Here is a 17,013-nt window from a genome sequence, read left to right as displayed (position 1 = left end):
TCTCACCAAATGATTAATCAACCTTCACTGGCTCTTAAGCGATCATGTTGAATTTATATTAGACTATGTATTGTAAATTTCTTTGATCTTTAGCCATGTTTCATACCAAAATATTTTTCGTTTAAGCGGTTTTACTACCTTAATCTCGACTTCTTTTCGTTTCAAATACACCGTGCCATCCACTTCAATGAGTCTATCGCCAAATGCAAATACCATATCCTTGCAGTCTTTGTGATACTGGTTCACTCTTGTTTCTGACCACTCCGCTTTATCAATAGAATGTCGTTCTCTCATTATGTAAGATCCTCCTTTAAGGAAACACCACTATTTTCAGCAAAAAGGATGCCTGTCCCACATCATAAACACTTTGTTATCCGATATTGATGAGCCTTAAGGTTCGTTTATTCCTACACAATGTTATCTGATGTCCATTCCTTCGAAGCGTGTTTTAAAAACTATATTTCTTATTCCAATTTTTCATTATATGGATTTGCATACAAATCAACATCAATTTCAGCATGAATCATATTAACAAATTCAATAAAATCAGAATCGAAATAAAGAGCAGGAGTTTCCCCCTCTTCTATTCTTATTACAATGAAAAATTTCGTGCTTAATTGATGTTCAATCCGAATCGAATTGATCTCTTCTACTTTGTTTCTTAATGTATCGACTACTTTTATTAATTGGTGATTCACATCTAATGATTCTTCATAATCCGTACCTAATGTCCATGATGTTTCTTTTATTCGATACTTTTTGTTAATTATATCGCCTTTGTAAGCCGTATTGGTAGGTTCGGTTCTAAGTATTGAAGTTACATGATTCGGATCGAATTCATCTCCAAACAAACTAAAATAAGCCATCACTTCGGTTTTGTCTTTCAGGAGTTTCACCTCTTTAAAAATGGATGTATGGAGTTCACCTTACGTTCATAAATTCATGACTGGCTTCATCCTTAGATAGTTCTTATCTTAGGAATGAAACCTGTGTTGGTGATCATGCTTCTAATGTATCTCTTCTTACGGTTAAGGGCGCATGCCCATAGCGCGAAACTTTTGTTATGTGATGGGTAGATTTCTGCAAATTACTCACATTATCCATTATCTAAAAAGCCCACCTATGCTCTTCTGACAAACACTCATCACAAAGTAATTGTCCTTCAACAACTGCTCCGTTATTTAGTTCATCAATATGATTTGGTTTGTCTCTATCAGTTACCCATGAATTACATTTTGCGCATCTTCCGCAATTCATTGCTTCTGGATCGAGCAATACAGAGGAACTGCTCTCCCAATGTAATTTCAAATCTCTCCTTATTGTAGTTTCATTCTCTAGTATAGGAGTCAATTCCCCATCAAATTCTTTATATTCTTCGTCAGTCAAGTCAATTAGATAAGCTATATTTACAAGATATGTCTTCTTATTCATTTCTTTCATCCTTTGATTTTCATGGTTATATATTTTCCTAGTTTTTCTTACAACATCTAATTCATTCACTTCGAAAAAACTACACATTCATCGTAATATCTGAACTACGTATATGATAACCTATGTGGTGATATTCACGAAGGAAAATTTGGTTAAAATGGGATAATTATCAGAATACTTAATCTCACATGTCCATATGGTCCAATGGTTTTTTAATACGCTCATTATATGGTGGGTTGTATGGGATGCGAATATGAAGTGAATCAGAGGAACCTTTCTTTTGTGATGACAAAACAAACAAGGGAGGCCCTTCTTCATCCCACAGGGAATCAGTGTACCTTCCTCAAGGAAATATCCAAAGTAATCTAAATAATTGAAAAATATCTTTCTATTGCCGAGCTCAAGGTGCTAAAGTTAAAAAGATCTAATATTTTTTTGCGCCTTAGGCTGAGCTAAGCTCTCCCGTTATGATATTAATAACGTTTCCTATGCTCACGACTCAGCATAGCTGTTTCGAATTTTTTCTTTCTTCTCTTCTATGATTTTCATTAATTTCATAGCTTCTTTTTCTTTTATTTCCCCATTGATCAGGTCGTTTTCGATCTCTTCCCTCATATCTTCTAACAAGTTCCTTGTTTGATACAGTCTTAATCCAGTCCAATCCGAAATAAAATAATCATCTTCAACCTGGCCGTCTATACCGAAAATTATTCTGTAATAGCCTATATGATTTGCTCGATATTCAATTCTGACCTTCACTTCAATATATTCAAGCTCTTTATTACTTGGGTCCAGGTATTCCAGACTCTTGATATGGAGTGATATATCCTCTATCCAAATTTTCAAATACTTTTGGTCGTAATCCCAAAATAACTCTGTAAACTCCTCAGGATCTTCAACTCTATAGGTTTCTAAGTTATGCCAAAAAGCCTCTATTGCCCGATTTCTTGCATTATGCTTATCCGACCAATCCCTTAAATCTTGTATATTCATAAAATCACTCATTTCATGGATGTATAGTTTTCTGGGATTCATATAATGTTCCTGTGTTGAGTAGTACTTGCTAAGATGATTTGTCGTTCTCCAAGTTATCGGTCTTGCTCTTGATTTGTTCTTCAGTAAAACCAAGCCAAGTCATTTCATATAAACAAAGCGCTACAATTTGTTCACTCGAAAAATTTTCAATTACTTTATGATCTACATAAAAATACAGTATGCTGTCTCCAACTTTTCTGGCAATTATTCTGCATCCGCTACTCTCCCCAGTGAATATGCTCCTTAGAAATGCATTTTCAACCGAATATGTTGATTTTAATGTTAGATGAAGCTAATTTTTTTCTTCAAGTTACTTTAAAAGTCAATATTATTCTTGTTTCCATTGATGTAATTCGTGTAGTTTACCAGTTTCATGAAAATACTGTAGTACTTCAAGCATGGGTATTAATTCTATACAAATGTTATCGCAATAATTTCCTAACTGACCACCAATAACTAGAGAAATTTCACTATTTCCCTGCTTATCGTTCATAAGCGTATATATTTGTTCATCCATTGTAATAGACACTACAAAATATTCCGGTCCCCCTCCAACTAATGCTGAACCTGTGTCTGATACCTCAAAAAAAACTAATGTAAATGTATCTCCATCGAGTTTTCTCAAAAAACGTAAACTGTCTGCCCATGTAGGGTTCATAATGATCTCTTCATTAAATTTGGTCCCATTCCATTCATCAATGCTAATAGAGTTTATCAATTTTTTCTTTTTATCCTCCTTCTTTCATCACACATATCCATCTTCAGGTTCACCAACATCAAAACCCAACACTTTTGTCGCTTCCAACTTAAATGTTTCTATCCAAGACATCCATACATCGCTATCCATCTGTGCATAAAATGATAATCCACTAGGCTCAACGGATGCTTCAATGAAAACATCATCCTCTTCAGTTCCAAACCAATATGGAATTCCACTTTTATAACCAATCCACCCTGGCATACGCTCATATACGCTAGAAACTTTATCCCACATTTCATCAGGCAGGTCATACCTTATATTTAGGTTGCAATTATGAGAGTTTATGTTGTTCATTTACATTCTCTCCTTCTACCTTAGACGTATCTCAAAATTCATCCTCTATTTTTATGTATAGTACTACAACTCTTCCACCACTTACTCATAGTTGTATCTCTTGGTCCTTATACACTCACTTTTCTCGTTATCATTTTTGTATATTTTAATCTCGTGATTTCAATCAGGTCATTTGGCTGCATCATATTCAGAATAGGACTATCTTTGATTAAAACTTTGCTATTACCTCGTCCCAACCCTTTAACTATTATGATATTTTTATTCTTCTTCACATCTACATTTTGTCCGATCGTTATGAACTGCTCTTGTTTCTTGAGATCAAGGCAAGTTAAAAGGCCCAGTATAAAAAATATAATAAAGCTAAAAGTTGACAGCGGAGTTGTCCATACAGGGAGATGATTCACTAAGTTGTTGGTAATGAGTTGAATTCCAATGATAAAAATATATAGAACGATGAATAGCAATTGCTTTTTTAATTTCCCTATAACTTTTTCGTTCAAAGTCTGTCCTTCTAATCTTTACGGAGATGAATCACAAAGTCTTGATTCGACGTATGATATACAACGTTACCAGGTTCTACTCGAAAAAACTCTTTATTTGCATCTTGTTCTGGTACGGTGCGAATTGGAGCAACTTCATCTACGATTTTTTTGTTATCTTCCTCATGATAATGAGTGGTAGAAACCATAACAAATTGGTCAGGGAAAAGCTCTCTAACTTCTTGCCATTTCATGTGTTATACCTCCTGTTATTCGTATTATTAAAACGTTCTATCATTTTATCATATGCACCTGAATTCAAATATCGTTCCTCATAACATTTCCTTCGAGACAAAGATGGAGGGGATCCATCTTTACTTAATTTATACACCAAATTCGCTTGGAAGGAAGTCGGGACTTTCTTTGAAAATAACTCATAGTGAAAAGATAATCATTTGCCTTAAATGATATTATGTATTATATTAGGAAATGATTGGATAGAAAACGTTTTAAAAGTATATTAATAAAAGGAGTGTTCGTATGAAAAAATTATTCACATCATTGTTGTCTTGTCTTCTAATTGTTGGTATTTTAAGTGTTCAAGTAGCAGGGGCTAGTGGATTTAGTAACACTACTAGTACAACTAATGAATCGGGTACATACGTTATCCCTACTGAGGATGGCAGTACATTGGAAGTTTCAATTGAAGAAACAGACAAAGAATATATTGTAACTTCTTATGTAAATGGCGAAAGAGAATCTCAAACAATTAAAAACAAAGAAACAAGAGATATGATGACAATTGATAATGATGGGAAAGTAGAATATTCTAATGAGAGTGACTATATTGAAAAAGTTGCTCCAGATCCGATGATTAGCAACAATGAATCTTTTGCTACTAGTGCTGCTAGTAATTGGACGTTTGTAGATTCAGCATACAATTCTAATCCAAATGTGAAGCAATGGGGTTATTTATATAAACAAGAAAAAATCACTTTTGGAGAAACTTATAATCTTAATTATGATAAAGGAACTAAAGTTTCAATCATAGTAGGCGTGATTGTCGGCCTTATCACAATCGGCACAGGTGGTATAATTGTAGCTATTCTCGCAGCGCTGGGCTCAGCTATTGTTGCTGATAAGATCACCAAAGCTATTACTGGTCAAGTTTATGGAAGATTTGCTGCACAAGACTTGGAAGTAAGATCTAACGGGAAGATTGGCCTGCGCAGTAAGCGAACGATCGTAGATGCTAAAGTGATTAATACAAAGAACGGAAAAGTTGAATGGGTACCAATTAGAGTTGAAGGCGAAGGAAGAAGTAATACTGATCTTTGCATAATCGGAGCCTATAATGCTTGGCTTCTTAACTAAGCTATGTCGAAACAGTCCACTCAAAATATATTTAAGATAAGTTGATGTCATTGATGTTGGCTTCAACTATTTATTCAAAGGAGATATGATGTATAGAAAACTAATAATTATTGCTTCTCTGATAGAAATGTCTTTTTTAATCTTTTTACAATATCGTTACAATAATATTTTAGACCTGTTTCCTTTTATTGGGGTGTTAGTCTTTTTCATAGTGTTGAGTTATTTTTTAAAAGTTCAACTAAGTAAAAAGCGTAGAGAAATAGCATTTTTTTTACAAACACTCTTTTTGATATTTATTCCAATTTATGCAATAACCACACTTCCTCAATACACGTATGAAAGTGCGGTAGATAAGGTCACTCAGAATTTAGAAGAACCTTATGTGGTTAATAAGGAGAAAAATACTTTAATAGAAGATGAATCTAATGAAATTAAAAAAGGTTATATGTTTTCTGTAGAAAAAAATTCAGAAGTAAATTCATACGCTTTTGATCCGTGGACTGGTAATTATCATGAAGTACAAGATTGAGATAAGCTTAGCTACTCGGTTAATTGATGTAGATTCTGCTATCATGTGAAATTGTTTTTTACGCCGTAAGGATGAAAAATACTTTTAAGAATCGGTTCGCCGATTCTTTTTTTCTTGCATATTCTTAAGCTTTATACCATGCATACGTGCGAATACAAGACCGCGCAACATGAATATGATGTTAAGGGATGTCCCTCCGAATAAATCAAGAAACTTAATCTCCCAAGTCCATACATCCCTGTGAGTTCTGAATACTGAATATGCATAGTGTTGTACAGAATGCAAGTAAGGAACCATCATTTAAAACAAAAAGGCCCTTCTTCATCCCATGAGGAATCCGACGGCCTTCCGATACCATTGGAACCAATCATCTTTTCAATAGAACGTACTATCTTTCGCTGCAAACGGGTAAAACTAGCAACTCCCCCTCACCCCAACAACGCCTTTTCCACCTGATCCACAATCCCATTAATCCCCATCGGCCCATAACAACCGATCCATGTCGCGGCATCTACCGAGTGTATTTGCTGTCGCTCACCAGAATCTAGCATCCCCCAAACACGTTGCTCTGTCGCGGATATGCCCTCCTGCATGATCTCATTGCTAAGCAGGAAGTAGTGGCTCGCCTGCACAGCCGGTAATCTCTCAACGGAGATATGATAGGCCGTGTCGGTGGTATCTGCCACAAATAACGGAACTGGCAGACCCAGATCACGGTACAGCACAGCGCCTGTACGATGCGAGGCAGAATGTACGCGAACGAGAGAATCTAGTGGACGAATCAGCGCCACGCTCTTACCTGCCAGTACTGGAGCAAGTTCTTCAGAAAGCAATGTGGTTCGTCGGTGATAATCCGCAAGTATTCGTTTTGCCTCCGCTCGCTTACCAGTTAATTCACCGAACAGGCCAAGAATGGTCTGCCAGCTCTCATTGCGCTTAAACATAAGAACTTGAGCGACCCGGCTTAACCGTTCATAGTACTGATCATGTACCTCGGTGCAAATAATCAGATCCGGGGACAGTCGTTCGACAGCAAGCAGATCAGGGTACTCATATGTTCCGAGTAATTCGGTACCCTGCAGTCCTGCTCTGATATATTGCGGAAAATGGAACGTTCCACTTCCCAATCCCACACTTCCTGCTGGAGATAATCCAAGCGCAAGCAAATGATCTGCATATTGCACATCAAGTACGGCAATTCGCTGTGGAGAACGGGTGACAGGATATTCACCTCGCATATGGCATATCACTGGACCTTGGTCCGACTCGTACGAAGAAGCCATGCGATTCCGCAGCAAGGATTGAGCATAATTTGCATCTGTTTCCTTAGCGGCATCAAGCCGATAACGCAGCGGAGGAACGCCATAATATTTCTTAAACGCCCTACTGAAATAATACATGTCGCGGTAGCCCATCTTGTCAGCAATTTCCCCAATGGACGCATCTGTATGATGCAGCATCCGCGATGCATTTTCCATTCGTAGCTGGATGACGTACTCCATCGGTCCAAGCTGCTTCTCTTGTTTGAATCTTCGCTGTAACTGCCTTACGCTGCATCCAGCGAGGGCTGCTAGTTCCTTAAGCTCCAGATTCTGGCGATAATGCGATGATATATATGACACGACCACATCCACCATGTCGGACTCTGCTCCGCCTTGACCACGTTCATACTCCATGATCAGTTCATAGATCATCCCCTGGAGCAACGCATGGGCATGAAACCGTTCCAGTCCTTCGCCACGACGCCATTTGGCAACGATTTTTTCCGCATTCTGAATCCATTCTGCCTGAGTCACAGGGTTCTGAATAAATGAATTTTGCAGCGGATGTTTGCGATACGAGGGCATGGCATGGGAGGCTCCTTCCATGGAAGAAGCCTCGTACATGATTACGATATAATAAAGTTCCTCTGATCTGGCCGTCAGCGTAAAGGAAGATCCCTTCACCACATGATAGGCAAAAGAAGCTCCAATGTGGCAACCCTCGCCATCCATTGCAAGCTCCCCTTCCCCTCCATATGCCAACAGCAATACATTTGAAGTTAATTCAGTTTCGCTATGAACACTGCCTGTCTGCAAAGTACCGCTATACCCGTCAAGCATCTTGATCGTTGTATCACTCCATAGACTTGTCTGTTCTTGCAGCGGCATTTCTCTCATCTCCTGACAATAGCAAAGGTAAAATTCTTGCTGTTGTCATTTTAGTTGAGATTCTTTCTCATTGTCAATTTTCGGACATTTGAGACAATATTCACCTGACATCTGGTAATAGAAACAGCAGGTAATTCGCTCGCTTTTGGCAACATGCACATTGTCCTTACAATCGGTGAAGCGGGTTAACGGATTCTTCCTCTCACCAAACACTTCCCCGGATGCCACCTGCGTCAGATATGAAAAGTCCTCACGAATGATCTTACTTTCCTGCTCAGTCTCGGCTTCATCAGGAGCGAATAGTCGGCCGATACGTACCATGATATTCTCCCAGAGAATACTCATCGAAAGTGGTGCAATTGCAGCAAGCGTCTTTAACAGGGGTGTAAGCTGTACCGCAAACATCTCCTCGACCACCTTTTCCCGCCACACTGCCCTGTCTCCCGTTAGTCCTTCAACCTGAAGTCCATTCACCGCTAGAAAAGGAAATCGTGTGCCTCCCTCATGATCTGAGAGCGCCGGATGATAGAGAAAGCTGTTCTCCAGCTGAAATGAAACATGCTGATGATGAAAAGTCATCGCGGTCACCAGCGGAGCCGTCCACAGATAACCAATCCGTTTGGCTAACATCGAAGCGGCAACCTTCATGTCAGGGGCATCGATGTACTCCTGAAACCAACCGATATACTCTCGGCATGCCACTTCGTCATGCAACTCACTTAGAGCAATGGTACGGACACTATGTTCAGGTGGCTCACCGAGCAAGATCGAATAATCCTCCACTGTCTCTTTCCATAAGTCTGTCGAGAAATATGGGTTCATATTAATTCGATCCGAGCAGGGCTTCCGATGCCTGATCTACAATAAGATTAATCGCAAGAGGTCCGTAATATGCAATCCACAATGTTGAGTTAACGTCATACGTGCGGTTATTTTTCACAGCATCAAGGGACTTCCACACGGGATTACTTAACATAGCCTCTGCCTCTGCCGCAAACAACTCATCCGACAGCACAAAATAACGATCTGCCCCGATCTCAGGCACTTTTTCCATCGAGATTTCAACGGAACCATCTTCATTAATCTCCTGCACCAAAGCAGGCATCTTCAGTCCCAAGTCATTATACATAATACCGCCAATGCGGTGCTCAATTCCGTGAACACGAATTCCTTCTTTTCGTGGACGAATAATCGCCACCGTTTCATCGCCCAGCTTCTCTGACAATTTTGTCTTCAGCCCGGCAATTTTGTCTTCATACGCTGTACGTACTTTCTCTGCCTCGTCCTGCTTGTCTGTAATCTGAGCTACTGTAGCTAACGTCTCCCGCCAATCTTCGTAGAAATCGAGTACGAGGGTAGGTGCAATTTTGCTTACACTCTCATACTGCTTCTCCTGGAAATCCGTCATAATAATCAGATCAGGATCCAATGCAACAATCGCTTCCAGATTAGGCTCGTCCCGTGTACCCAGAACCTGTACGTCACTCGGCTGATCGCCTAAGTACTCTGGAAAATCGGTGTTGCCTCCAGCGATAACACTACCAGCCGGTTTCTCGCCAACAGCTAACATTTGATCCAGAAACTTAACATCAAGGACTGCAATTCTCTGTGGTTTTTCGTTTAGCGTCAGCTCACCCTTCATGTGTGTGATCGTTACGGGAAAAGCTCCATCTGTCTGTGTTTCTGCATTCGCAGGTGTCTCCGCTGGCGTTGCCGCAGATTGTTTACCGCTATCTGTACCTGTTCCGGCACCGCAAGCCGTCAGGACAAGAATAAGGGCCAACATCAAGCCCATGAATAATCGTGATTTGTGAGCAGCATATGCCTTGCTTCCAGCAGCCTGCCCCTTTGTTCCTTGATTCATGATGAATCCCCCTTATGTATAATACTGATAATGATTTTCATTATCGAAACATAAAGAGAGTATAAACGATCTCTGCATTGCGTTACCATGTACTTTTGCGACATTTGAGCGGGATTAATGCGACATGGCGAGCGACTTATCCACCCTTTAATGTCTCAGCGATATACTCTTGCAGTCGGTAAATGTCTGAAAGAAGTTCTTCTTCCTCCGGTGTATTTCCATATTCCCCTAGCCAGCGCGGTGTGCGGATATGCCACGCGTTAGACATGTATTGCTGATTATCTCGGTATGCTATAATGTGCTCCAAGAAATACTCCAAAGAGCCGAAGGATTGTTTACCAGTATCGTAGATGATGGATTGTGTCTTTTCAATGATTGCCTTTAACATGTGTTGGATATGATCTTCTGGATTCTTGGCGTTAATAATTTCCATCGATGACCACCCCCTATCTCTACAAAAAAAATGAATTAGTATATTATTTAAATGAGCCTAATATTTCTAAACGTAGAATTCTGTTCTGATTAAATACAATAAATCGATGCCCAATGAGTATTGAGACATCGATTCATATCATCTAATTATGAGGTGAATCATGAGTATGCGACCAAACATGAAGTATGGCATTATTGTTAGCGCAGTTATTATTGTCGTTGTTGCTATTATCATTGGATTTTATATGTTGAATAAGGTTGTCGATCCTGACGAGACAATGGTTACGAGAACTGAAGTTTCTCCTGAGCTTATTACTATTAAAGGTGGATTTGCAGACAGTATTAGCAGATATCACGGCTACTACCTCTCACATCATAACAATTCAATATTCATTCAGATTAAAGGCAGTAAACTTCCTATCGGTGGTAGTAAAGACATCACAATTTCATTTTCTAATACTTATGGGAGTGTTGATGAAATCTACTTATTAGGTCCTGGCAACTCTAAGAAAAAGATTTGGTCGAATCCCTAACTTTCATTTGCAATAGATATCATATGATCTGACGCAATCAGCTTCAGTCTCTTCTGCTTAACTTCTTAAATGCCAAGTATTCCTGATCAGACTTCATATAACTTAATATCTTTTCCGCGCACGCAGCTGAACTAAGCTTTTCCGTATTCACTTCCAGATCATATTCATCATAGGAGTAGATGTAGTCGAACTGGGAATGGGCAAGTCCAATCTCACGATCTCCCCTGCTCTGCTCTCTTCTGGTGAGTTCTTCTTTCGAGCAATGCACGCCTACAAACAATATCGGATAATCCGATAGTAACTCATAAAAATCATTAAACCACTTGTCATTGCTGATGACTGTATCCACGATGACATTCAAACCCATTTCCGAAAACAGTTTAATGGTTGCACAGTACATCGAATTGATCGGGTCGAACAGGATATCTGTCATCACATGGTGCTCCACTTCTCTTGTTGGTTTCATATCTGGATATGTATTGTCGATAAATTGATCATAATTTTGCAGAAATTGATCTACAGATAGATGATGAAACGGAATGTCTCCCTGATTTTTCATTTCCATCGCAATGCTTGTCTTCCCCGAACTTGACGTTCCGTTCAAAAATATAATGAGTCCTCGTTCCATATTGATCACCCTTATCATTAAAATTGGAAAACGCTATTTCTGCCGAATTACCACTCTCTCCATTCTTCCGTAATATCTTCATCATCATGGATGTCTAATCCAGCCAGCCTAGCCGACTTGTCTATAAAATCAGCCAATTCTTCACGTTCCATCGTCTCAATAAAGTAACCATTGGCCTCATTCATTTCATTAAACTTAAGCACAACTTCTTCTATAGCCTTCATCATGCGCTCGGAATCTTTCGTTTCTTGTAATGCTATTAATTGGTGCAAATATGTATCCAGGGCTTGATCAGACATGAGTAATCTCTCTTCTGTGAAAAGCTCATCTCCGCCTTCAATCATTCTCTCATTCCATAGTTTCGTTGGTTTTCCATGAAACAAGTTTTGTAACGTCATTGGAATCAATCCCTTCCACATTTAACAATATCTATATTTTACCGGCAACCAAAATTATGAACAAGCGTTCACGCCTATTCACTTTCACCTTATTCGCCCCATAGCCTTGTCACGTTCTCTAATTCCATCTCGTCAAATTGTAATCGATAAATGTCCGGTTTCTTGGTTTGATTCATAAAATCCAATCCGTAACTCGAATCAAAGTAATTCATCATCAACGTCATTACATGTCCGTGTGTGCCGATCGCCACTTTTTTACCCTTGTATTCTTCTAAAATCTGTTTCAACTCGCCCACTGCTCTATTCTGGCAAACTGTGTTCGACTCGCCTCCTGGCAATGCATAATCCGGGTCATCAAACATCTTCTTCGAAGCAGGCTCGAACTCTTCATCCGCAATCATATCATCTGAAAAATGCCTTTCCCGCAGACCCTCCATGATCTGAATATCTAATTCTAACGTTGCTGCCACACCTTCTAAGGTTAGAATAGCCCTGGCATAAGGACTTGAGACAATGGAATGTATCCCTTCATTCGTTAATATTTCCGTTATTCGTTCTGCATTCATCTTGCCCTCCAGAGTAAGCCCCCTCGTTCTTTCCGTTCCTTCCGTATACGGTGACTCCGCATGCCTTACCATATAAACTATGGTCTTCATCGGATCCTCCTTGAATTTCTTCTATCAAAATTTATAGTCACGCTTTAGGTCCTTCAACTTATTTTGTCTTTCCATTCCAAAAATCAATTACATGGTGCCACCATATTTTAGGAATTCAGGATTGATACTCTGTTAGACATTTAATTTACAATAATTTTCAGTTATGTGTATAGTAGAAATGAAGCAAGATGCTTTCAAAAGAAGTTAAATCTAACGGAGAGGATGAGATCATGTCTTTTTTCAAAAAGAAGGTTGTACTAGTCTCTTTATTCGTATTGGCTATCTCTGCTGTTGCAATCGCTTACGTAAATGGTCAATCGAAACCGGACGTGCCCATTCATAAAGTCGTCAACCTTTCAGCCAACTCTTTAACATTTCATGAAATAGATAAGCTGGATGCATTCGCTGAACTGATCGTTATTGGTTATGCAACAGAAGATTTCAGAGATCGAGAGCATGTTATTACTGCATTTGATGATGGAACGATGCAATCCTTTCACACCAATACAAACATCAAGATTGAAAAGATATTGAAGAAGCCCGAAGATTTCCCTTCGGATCAGAACGAATTGACAATCATTGAACCCGTTAGCCTCGAAGGAGACGTCAAATATACAGTCGATGACTATGTAGAACTACAGAAAGGTGATAAAAGTGTGCTCTTTTTGATGAAAAACTTCTTTGGTGATTATGGATTGATCAATGATAACTTAGGCAAATTCAGCCTTGAAGGGATAACTCAATATAGTGTACCTCAATCCTCCACTGCACAAGCGTTATCAGAATACTCAACTTTCCGCGATTCCGTTATGCAGAAGTACCATTTGAATTAAGGTTTTATCATTCAACACTCATCCCTTTAACAGTTGTCTTAATCACCGGTAATAGCAGCCCTCTTCTATCTATTGCACTTCTTTATCTAGGCTTACATCAAAGGATGAAGTTATCGATTTTTGTCTAAAATCATTGGGTATCACTTTAATCTCCACGTTTAGATGTATAGATTCAGGCAAGTTCATTTGAGTTATATTCTCATAACCGATGAAGTAATAATGCTTTTCGTCCAGTTCTATCAAACCTCCACCTGTTGAGCCAGAAGTTGAAATCAAATGTCCGTCACGATAAAGCTCACAAGCAATATTATATTCCTCCAAACTGAACCCTTTCACTTCATATCCAACCTTGATTTGATTTTCCGTGTAATCAGCATTTCGTAAACTGATCGCACCACCATCCACCATTTGGGTCTGAATTGCAATATTTGCTTCGGGCATCTCTGGTTTCCTTAATAGATAGCCTACTTTTAGGTACCATATAACTCCTAATACAACTACAGCAAGTACAATTATAGCAATGAGTAACTTCTTCTCTTTTTTATCCATAATCCTTACTCCTTACATCGGAACACTCTTAAAGTTTTTTCCAAACCTTTACTTCAAATAATATATTACCCCTGTGCGATCACATCTGAAAACTTTCTTGGATCATCCATTCCATTAGGGATTATGATCAATTTAATTTCAGGTTTTCTCGCATTATCCTAGACATACATTGTTAATTCTGTCTCGATCATAATCTAAAATCCAATCGTTATATTCTTTATAGATATCCATTAGCTCTTCCCTTACTGCTGAAATAACATCACAACCTCTATCATCATAGATATGAAATATCGTTTTCTTACTTATATTAATGAAATACACCCTATGATATATCTTTGGCTTAATTCCAACATCATGATTACATATAGCTTTGATTAACTGATTGTATTTCAAGTCCTCAACTCTACATTTAGTCCAGTACCTATACATGTTGTTCCTCGGGTCTGGGAATTCATCCAGTTCACAATCCAAACCTGAAAGTATCTCAAGTCTCAAAGCTCTAATCGGCTCTTTCTTCTTGATATATTTACTATAAAGGTTCAACTTCTTCACTTTGTGTTTAGGCTTATCTGCAAAATAAGCTTGAGTTATTAATAGGACTTCATCTTCTTGATCATGAAGAGCCTTAAATAATTCAAGTGATCGATGATAAACTTGTTCCATGTAATGCTCCGTATTCATTTCAAACATCAGAGGATTGCCAAGTTCGAATCGTATTGCAACATCCCAATTATAAAAAAGAGGCGGTTCTAAGGTCAGGTTTGGAAAATGCTCTGCCAGGTACGTCTTCAGATCCATTCTGTGGCCTCCGTGTCTTCTATGGTTTTTACAGTACCTTAATATGAGAGCTTTGCTGTTGTAAAAAAAGCGCCCCGACCTCATAGTCGTGGCGCTTCCTCTTGCTACATGGCACCAATTAGCCATGTAGTTTATCTCAGGCCGCTGCACCTACATAGCAGCGGCTTCTTCTCCCAGCGGCAGCGTGTAATACTGCGCCTGCTGCCCTTCATGCTGCTGGTATACAACGACCAGCAGCGTCCGGCCTTTCGCGGCAAGCGGGCTGGCGCCAGCTAGCACACGCTCAAGCCGGAACGGAAGCACATCCAATACGGTGTGCTTCTGCAGTTCCTTTTCGCCGAGACCAAGGTCGGCGAAAGCACGGGCACCCATGACCGTCTGTGCGGTCATGGCCGAGGTCATCGGCAACGCACGCGAAGCGTTGCCATCCACCATGTCCGCCGCTCCATCCGCGGCGGACCCTGTTGCGTCGCCCAAAGTGAGCGACGCTGCACCCCCGGCTTCGCTGCCGATCACACCCGCCGCATCTGCGGCAGAGTCTTCTCCGGCAGCAGCCGAACTTCCCGCAGCGGCACTCGGACCCGTGCCGCTACTTTCCAACCATGCCGTGCCTGCGGCACCAGCAACACGTGGCAGTCGAACGTCTTCTGGACGTTCAGCCAACGTTTTCATATAACCCGCCCACTGGTCTTTCTGAAGCGGATCTTCCCACCAGATTTTGCGTGGTTTGTATTTGTGGCCGAGGAAATAGTCGAGCTTCATCAAGCCGAGCACGATATCCATATGCGGCGTATTCCGCGACTCCAGGAAGCTGTGCAGACGAGTAAACAGATCCTCCAGTTGGTGACCAATCTTCTGCCACCCCTGACCTTCCCAGTAATCACCAAACGCCTGGAAGAAATCAAACGGTGAGTTGAACTCCTGCTCCATCAGGTACTTCAGCGTATGGTCCATCCGGTGTGCGTTCCAGTATTTCTCCAGCACATCCTCCAACCGTTTCAAGCGCACGATGTCGCTGAACGGGAGCACATCACTGCCCAGAATCTCATACGGCGCGTGATCCATGTACGTATAGTTGTACTTCTCCGCATCCAGACGCAGACCTGTACCACGCAGCATTTTGAGGAATCCCAGCTGAAGCTCTTCCGGCCCCAGTGCAAACACATCGTTAAACGTTTTGCGGAACGTATTGTAATCTTCCTCAGGCAATCCGGCGATGAGATCCAAATGCTGGTCGATTTTGCCACTGGCTTTCACCTTGTTCACGGTCCGGCTAAGCTTGGTAAAGTTCTGGCGACGTTTCACCAGTTCATTTGTCGGATCATTCGTAGACTGAACCCCGATCTCGAACCGGAATGTGCCCGGAGGCGCATTCTCTGCCAGATAGTCCAGTACTTCGGGACGCATGATATCCGCCGTAATTTCAAACTGGAACACCGTCCCCTGATGATTCTCAATCAGGAATTTGAACATTTCGAGCGCATAATCCCGCTTGATGTTAAACGTCCGGTCCACAAACTTGATCAGCTTTGCACCCTTCTCGATAAGGTACAAAATGTCCGACTTCGTCCGCTCAATATCGTAATATCGCACGCCGACCTCAATACTGGACAGACAGAACTGACAACTGAACGGACAGCCCCGACTGGTTTCAAAATAAACAACCCGTTTCCCAAGCTCCGGGATATCCTCATCAAATCGATGTGGTGACGGCAAATCGTTCAGATCCGCCTTCGGCCGTCCTGGCATGAGAATGACCTCTTCCCCTTTGCGATACGCCAGTCCATAGACAAAGTGGAACTTCTTGCTTCCTTCAAGCTCCATCAAAAGCTGATGAAGCGTCTCTTCCCCTTCACCCATCACGATGAAATCAACATTGGGAATCCGGTTCATCCAATATTCCGTGTCGTAGGACACTTCCGGTCCGCCCAGCAGAATTTTCACGTTCGGCATAACCTTTTTCAGGTTATCAATGACCTTGATTGTCTCTTCAATGTTCCAGATGTAACACGAGAAACCAATCACGTCCGCGCCGCGCTGGTACAGATCAGACACAATATTCATCACCGGGTCCTTGATCGTATACTCCGCCAGGTCAATATCAAAATCCTTCTCACTGTATGCCTTCAGACACCGCAAGGCCAAGGAGGTATGGATGTACTTTGCATTTAATGTAGAAAGAATAACCTTCATGATTCACAACCTTTGCCTGGACACCCAGACCATATTTTTTTGGTAAAAAGAAAGCTGCACAGCCATCCTGCCCCGGA

At 40.6% G+C, this 17,013-nt stretch carries 22 protein-coding genes; 4 read left to right on the top strand and 18 right to left on the bottom strand.

The window, feature by feature from the left end; translation table 11 throughout:
* Positions 1-63 precede the first annotated feature (63 nt).
* From MKY95_RS08345 to MKY95_RS08310, 8 genes are all read right to left on the bottom strand, one after another.
* Entirely contained in the window at positions 64-294 is a 231-nt protein-coding gene (locus tag MKY95_RS08345) for a hypothetical protein (protein WP_339198120.1), read from the bottom strand.
* Between the two features lie 170 nt (positions 295-464).
* Entirely contained in the window at positions 465-896 is a 432-nt protein-coding gene (locus MKY95_RS08340; protein ID WP_339198117.1) for a DUF4279 domain-containing protein, read from the bottom strand.
* Positions 897-1,107: 211 nt separating this feature from the next.
* A complete protein-coding gene (locus MKY95_RS08335; RefSeq protein ID WP_339198114.1) occupies positions 1,108-1,500 on the bottom strand; it encodes a hypothetical protein in 393 nt (130 codons plus the stop codon).
* A gap of 423 nt (positions 1,501-1,923) precedes the next feature.
* Positions 1,924-2,436, bottom strand: a complete 513-nt coding sequence (locus tag MKY95_RS08330; RefSeq protein WP_339198112.1) for a hypothetical protein — start codon at positions 2,434-2,436, stop codon at positions 1,924-1,926.
* Positions 2,437-2,794: 358 nt separating this feature from the next.
* A complete protein-coding gene (locus MKY95_RS08325) occupies positions 2,795-3,124 on the bottom strand; it encodes a hypothetical protein (protein ID WP_165789919.1) in 330 nt (109 codons plus the stop codon).
* 87 nt (positions 3,125-3,211) lie between these two features.
* A complete protein-coding gene (locus tag MKY95_RS08320) occupies positions 3,212-3,520 on the bottom strand; it encodes a hypothetical protein (RefSeq protein WP_100527959.1) in 309 nt (102 codons plus the stop codon).
* A 107-nt stretch (positions 3,521-3,627) separates the two neighbouring features.
* Positions 3,628-4,020: a hypothetical protein gene (locus tag MKY95_RS08315; RefSeq protein WP_339198109.1), complete on the bottom strand. Its 393-nt coding sequence runs from the start codon at positions 4,018-4,020 to the stop codon at positions 3,628-3,630.
* Positions 4,021-4,031: 11 nt separating this feature from the next.
* Positions 4,032-4,253: a hypothetical protein gene (locus MKY95_RS08310; protein WP_339198106.1), complete on the bottom strand. Its 222-nt coding sequence runs from the start codon at positions 4,251-4,253 to the stop codon at positions 4,032-4,034.
* 286 nt (positions 4,254-4,539) lie between these two features.
* Here MKY95_RS08310 and MKY95_RS08305 point away from each other — a divergent pair, with 286 nt between their 5' ends.
* The gene (locus tag MKY95_RS08305; RefSeq protein WP_100527956.1) at positions 4,540-5,373 is read left to right on the top strand and encodes a hypothetical protein; all 834 of its coding nucleotides are present in this window, start codon (positions 4,540-4,542) and stop codon (positions 5,371-5,373) included.
* Positions 5,374-5,458: 85 nt separating this feature from the next.
* Complete coding sequence (locus MKY95_RS08300; protein WP_339198102.1) at positions 5,459-5,902, top strand: hypothetical protein; 444 nt, start codon at positions 5,459-5,461, stop codon at positions 5,900-5,902.
* Positions 5,903-6,330: 428 nt separating this feature from the next.
* Here the strand turns inward: MKY95_RS08300 and MKY95_RS08295 are convergent, their stop codons facing one another.
* The 4 genes from MKY95_RS08295 to MKY95_RS08280 form a co-directional block, all read right to left on the bottom strand.
* Complete coding sequence (locus tag MKY95_RS08295; protein WP_339198100.1) at positions 6,331-8,052, bottom strand: helix-turn-helix domain-containing protein; 1,722 nt, start codon at positions 8,050-8,052, stop codon at positions 6,331-6,333.
* Between the two features lie 45 nt (positions 8,053-8,097).
* Positions 8,098-8,874 carry an IucA/IucC family C-terminal-domain containing protein gene (locus MKY95_RS08290; protein WP_339198098.1) on the bottom strand — a complete coding sequence of 259 codons (777 nt, stop codon included), beginning with the start codon at positions 8,872-8,874 and terminating at the stop codon, positions 8,098-8,100.
* A 1-nt stretch (position 8,875) separates the two neighbouring features.
* On the bottom strand, positions 8,876-9,916 hold the full coding sequence (locus tag MKY95_RS08285; protein ID WP_339198095.1) for an iron-siderophore ABC transporter substrate-binding protein: 1,041 nt from the start codon (positions 9,914-9,916) through the stop codon (positions 8,876-8,878).
* Positions 9,917-10,052: 136 nt separating this feature from the next.
* A complete protein-coding gene (locus MKY95_RS08280) occupies positions 10,053-10,349 on the bottom strand; it encodes a hypothetical protein (RefSeq protein ID WP_339198092.1) in 297 nt (98 codons plus the stop codon).
* Positions 10,350-10,509: 160 nt separating this feature from the next.
* On the opposite strand from MKY95_RS08280, the gene MKY95_RS08275 reads away from it, so the two are divergent.
* The gene (locus MKY95_RS08275) at positions 10,510-10,881 is read left to right on the top strand and encodes a hypothetical protein (protein ID WP_339198089.1); all 372 of its coding nucleotides are present in this window, start codon (positions 10,510-10,512) and stop codon (positions 10,879-10,881) included.
* A 43-nt stretch (positions 10,882-10,924) separates the two neighbouring features.
* Here MKY95_RS08275 and MKY95_RS08270 read toward each other — a convergent pair whose 3' ends face one another.
* The 3 genes from MKY95_RS08270 to MKY95_RS08260 all read right to left on the bottom strand — a co-directional run bounded on the left by MKY95_RS08270 (position 10,925) and on the right by MKY95_RS08260 (position 12,563).
* Positions 10,925-11,509 (bottom strand): AAA family ATPase, encoded by a 585-nt coding sequence (locus tag MKY95_RS08270; RefSeq protein ID WP_339198087.1) that lies wholly within the window; start codon positions 11,507-11,509, stop codon positions 10,925-10,927.
* Between the two features lie 47 nt (positions 11,510-11,556).
* Positions 11,557-11,808 (bottom strand): hypothetical protein, encoded by a 252-nt coding sequence (locus MKY95_RS08265; RefSeq protein WP_339198084.1) that lies wholly within the window; start codon positions 11,806-11,808, stop codon positions 11,557-11,559.
* Positions 11,809-11,996: 188 nt separating this feature from the next.
* Positions 11,997-12,563: a histidine phosphatase family protein gene (locus tag MKY95_RS08260; RefSeq protein ID WP_339198081.1), complete on the bottom strand. Its 567-nt coding sequence runs from the start codon at positions 12,561-12,563 to the stop codon at positions 11,997-11,999.
* Positions 12,564-12,793: 230 nt separating this feature from the next.
* On the opposite strand from MKY95_RS08260, the gene MKY95_RS08255 reads away from it, so the two are divergent.
* Positions 12,794-13,396, top strand: a complete 603-nt coding sequence (locus MKY95_RS08255) for a hypothetical protein (RefSeq protein ID WP_339198078.1) — start codon at positions 12,794-12,796, stop codon at positions 13,394-13,396.
* Positions 13,397-13,465: 69 nt separating this feature from the next.
* Here MKY95_RS08255 and MKY95_RS08250 read toward each other — a convergent pair whose 3' ends face one another.
* The 3 genes from MKY95_RS08250 to MKY95_RS08240 all read right to left on the bottom strand — a co-directional run bounded on the left by MKY95_RS08250 (position 13,466) and on the right by MKY95_RS08240 (position 16,936).
* Entirely contained in the window at positions 13,466-13,945 is a 480-nt protein-coding gene (locus MKY95_RS08250) for a hypothetical protein (protein WP_339198075.1), read from the bottom strand.
* A 153-nt stretch (positions 13,946-14,098) separates the two neighbouring features.
* Positions 14,099-14,743, bottom strand: a complete 645-nt coding sequence (locus tag MKY95_RS08245; protein ID WP_339198072.1) for a DUF3885 domain-containing protein — start codon at positions 14,741-14,743, stop codon at positions 14,099-14,101.
* A gap of 150 nt (positions 14,744-14,893) precedes the next feature.
* Positions 14,894-16,936, bottom strand: coding sequence for a B12-binding domain-containing radical SAM protein (locus tag MKY95_RS08240; RefSeq protein WP_339198069.1), 2,043 nt, complete (start codon positions 16,934-16,936; stop codon positions 14,894-14,896).
* Between the last annotated feature and the right edge of the window lie 77 nt (positions 16,937-17,013).

The organism is Paenibacillus sp. FSL P4-0176 (assembly GCF_037975265.1).
Lineage (GTDB): Bacteria > Bacillota > Bacilli > Paenibacillales > Paenibacillaceae > Paenibacillus > Paenibacillus amylolyticus.
Note: the sequence above shows the minus strand (reverse complement) of the source record. Positions and strands in the feature narration are given on the sequence as shown.

Bases quoted from the DNA above. Each gene is read 5' to 3' on its own strand.
- MKY95_RS08345 (WP_339198120.1), bottom strand. From the start codon at position 294: ATGAGAGAACGACATTCTATTGATAAAGCGGAGTGGTCAGAAACAAGA.
- MKY95_RS08330 (WP_339198112.1), bottom strand. From the start codon at position 2,436: ATGAGTGATTTTATGAATATACAAGATTTAAGGGATTGGTCGGATAAG.
- MKY95_RS08325 (WP_165789919.1), bottom strand. From the start codon at position 3,124: ATGAACCCTACATGGGCAGACAGTTTACGTTTTTTGAGAAAACTCGAT.
- MKY95_RS08320 (WP_100527959.1), bottom strand. From the start codon at position 3,520: ATGAACAACATAAACTCTCATAATTGCAACCTAAATATAAGGTATGAC.
- MKY95_RS08310 (WP_339198106.1), bottom strand. From the start codon at position 4,253: ATGAAATGGCAAGAAGTTAGAGAGCTTTTCCCTGACCAATTTGTTATG.
- MKY95_RS08305 (WP_100527956.1), top strand. From the start codon at position 4,540: ATGAAAAAATTATTCACATCATTGTTGTCTTGTCTTCTAATTGTTGGT.
- MKY95_RS08300 (WP_339198102.1), top strand. From the start codon at position 5,459: ATGATGTATAGAAAACTAATAATTATTGCTTCTCTGATAGAAATGTCT.
- MKY95_RS08295 (WP_339198100.1), bottom strand. From the start codon at position 8,052: ATGCCGCTGCAAGAACAGACAAGTCTATGGAGTGATACAACGATCAAG.
- MKY95_RS08290 (WP_339198098.1), bottom strand. From the start codon at position 8,874: ATGAACCCATATTTCTCGACAGACTTATGGAAAGAGACAGTGGAGGAT.
- MKY95_RS08285 (WP_339198095.1), bottom strand. From the start codon at position 9,916: ATGAATCAAGGAACAAAGGGGCAGGCTGCTGGAAGCAAGGCATATGCT.
- MKY95_RS08280 (WP_339198092.1), bottom strand. From the start codon at position 10,349: ATGGAAATTATTAACGCCAAGAATCCAGAAGATCATATCCAACACATG.
- MKY95_RS08275 (WP_339198089.1), top strand. From the start codon at position 10,510: ATGAGTATGCGACCAAACATGAAGTATGGCATTATTGTTAGCGCAGTT.
- MKY95_RS08270 (WP_339198087.1), bottom strand. From the start codon at position 11,509: ATGGAACGAGGACTCATTATATTTTTGAACGGAACGTCAAGTTCGGGG.
- MKY95_RS08265 (WP_339198084.1), bottom strand. From the start codon at position 11,808: ATGTCTGATCAAGCCCTGGATACATATTTGCACCAATTAATAGCATTA.
- MKY95_RS08260 (WP_339198081.1), bottom strand. From the start codon at position 12,563: ATGAAGACCATAGTTTATATGGTAAGGCATGCGGAGTCACCGTATACG.
- MKY95_RS08255 (WP_339198078.1), top strand. From the start codon at position 12,794: ATGTCTTTTTTCAAAAAGAAGGTTGTACTAGTCTCTTTATTCGTATTG.
- MKY95_RS08250 (WP_339198075.1), bottom strand. From the start codon at position 13,945: ATGGATAAAAAAGAGAAGAAGTTACTCATTGCTATAATTGTACTTGCT.
- MKY95_RS08245 (WP_339198072.1), bottom strand. From the start codon at position 14,743: ATGGATCTGAAGACGTACCTGGCAGAGCATTTTCCAAACCTGACCTTA.
- MKY95_RS08240 (WP_339198069.1), bottom strand. From the start codon at position 16,936: ATGAAGGTTATTCTTTCTACATTAAATGCAAAGTACATCCATACCTCC.